Here is a 1,574-nt window from a genome sequence, read left to right as displayed (position 1 = left end):
AGCTTGATCTTTAAGGCTGGTGCTGTGCTGCGCCGCGCACGCGCGTGTCTGTTTTGTTGCGTTTCTTGCCAACTGGGTGGCGGGGTGCGGGGGTTGAGGTGCGACCCCTGGGGCGGCCGGGTCCGGGGTGGGTGGCTTTTGGCGCGTTGGCCGGAGTGCCCAAGGTCTTGCGGATCCGGGGATAGCCGCGACGGACCCGGCCGGGGGTGAGCTGGTCCGGTGCCAGTGGCTGCTCCCAGGGTCTGCGGAGGTCTTCGGCAAGACGCCGGGCAAGGCGGAGCTGGGTGTAGGCGGCGAGGATCAGCCAGACCCACCGGTCGCCCTGCTCTGGGTGCCGCAGGCGGGGCCGGGTCAGGCCGAGGGTCTGCTTGAAGAACCGGAAGGTGTGTTCGAGGTCGAATCTTCTGAGGAAGATCCGCCACAGGCGGTCGACGTCGTAGGCGGCGGCGTCGGGGTCGCTGTGCCATAGCCACAGTGGCTTGGGATCGCGGTTGCCGGGCAGGCGCTCGACCGCGAGGTGGACCAAGGTGCCTTCCACGATGGGTAGTTCGCCCTGGTGGTCCGTCCAGGATCCGCGGCGTTCCAGTTTCGGGTGCAGGCGGCCCCAGCAGTCGGCGGTGACCTGGCCGAAGCGGTCGTGGACCGTGCGGGACTGCTGGACCGGTGCGGGGTGGGTGGCGGGGGCTGCGAGGCGGAACTCTTCGCCGTGGCGGGGCTGACGTCCGGGCCAAGGTCCCTTGCGGCGGCCGGCCGGGGCGTGCATCACACGGTCGGAGCGGATCCGACCGAGCAGCCGCACCGGCTCGTCGCGAAGAAGCCAGGTCAGACGCACGATGTCGTAGCCGGAGTCCAGGACGAACAACACCGCGGGGTCGCCCTGACGCCACTGGCCGGCCTCGCGCAGGCGTTCCAGCAGGTCACGGATCTGGGCGGCGGTGACCTCGGTGGGGTCGTCGTCGGGGCCAAGGCGGAGCGCGTCGAGCGGGCCGGTCCACGAGGAGCGGCCACCGCCCAGGGCGGCGGCGACCTGGTAGGGCCAGCCAGGGATGGTCTGGCGAACCCCGTCGCAGCGGCACGGGCGATGGCAGTGCAGCCGCTCGGGCGAGCACTCGGCATCCGGACGCGGCCACGGCGTGACATCCAATGCGATCGACAGTTGCCGGTCCGCCCCGCGTGGCAGCTCCAGCCCTGCCAGCGCCATCCGCACACGGGACGCGTTGATGTGACCCTGGGCCAGCGCGTCGTACATCGCCCCGTGCCCGCGCCGGTGCACCGCTTCCAGTGACAGCTCCGGCAGCGACACCACGGGCCCGCCGGCGCACAGCACCGCGTCGGTCAGCTCGAACAGGGCATCCGCCCGCAGGGTCAGGCAGGAGTAGAACTCGCGGCGGAACCGCGACAACGCGGTCAGGGCCTCGACGCGCGCGGCTTTGTCTTGCAGACTGTCCATCACGGCCTTTGGGTTGATCGACTGTCGACTTCAGCGAGAAGACACGATCACGCAAAGGCCGCCCAGCTGTCAGGCGAACGACGAACCCCGCCAAGAGATGATCTTGGCGGGGTTAATAGTCAAG

At 70.0% G+C, this 1,574-nt stretch carries 1 protein-coding gene; it reads right to left on the bottom strand.

What is annotated here, in order from left to right:
* Positions 1 to 10: 10 nt before the first annotated feature.
* On the bottom strand, positions 11 to 1,450 hold the full coding sequence (locus tag ACIRRH_RS43895; RefSeq protein ID WP_403079103.1) for an NF041680 family putative transposase: 1,440 nt from the start codon (positions 1,448 to 1,450) through the stop codon (positions 11 to 13).
* Between the last annotated feature and the right edge of the window lie 124 nt (positions 1,451 to 1,574).

It is taken from the genome of Kitasatospora sp. NPDC101235 (assembly GCF_044767505.1).
Lineage (GTDB): Bacteria > Actinomycetota > Actinomycetes > Streptomycetales > Streptomycetaceae > Kitasatospora.
Note: the sequence above shows the minus strand (reverse complement) of the source record. Positions and strands in the feature narration are given on the sequence as shown.